The organism is Pseudomonas persica (assembly GCF_900291015.1).
Lineage (GTDB): Bacteria > Pseudomonadota > Gammaproteobacteria > Pseudomonadales > Pseudomonadaceae > Aquipseudomonas.
In genome coordinates this window covers 1-251 of sequence record NZ_OLKL01000262.1, presented here as the reverse complement: position 1 = coordinate 251, position 251 = coordinate 1, and the positions used below count along the sequence as shown (strand labels likewise).

The following is a 251-nucleotide window of genomic DNA, read 5'->3' as shown; positions in this document are numbered from 1 at the left end:
CCATTATTAAAGTTAGCTGACATCGGTTCTGGAATAAGCTTATGTCTTGCTGCTTTGACGCTAGGTACTTCAGTTGGTTGGTCGATCGCTTCTTTCAACACAATAGGTGACACAGATACGGTGCATTGCGTTCCGGAATCTGTGGTTAGGTACGCTTCTTTTATACCATCAGAGAGCAGTTTGAATGGTGATGTAGAAATAGCAAACTCTACGTAGCAGTGGTTGTTGGCATAAAGTGGCGTGTTGTTTAT

1 protein-coding gene is annotated in these 251 nt (G+C 42.6%); it reads right to left on the bottom strand.

Translation table 11 applies throughout. The features are described 5' to 3' along the window. Positions 1–251 (bottom strand): hypothetical protein (locus tag FQ664_RS27615; protein WP_218570446.1); only part of this gene is annotated, 251 nt, incomplete at both ends.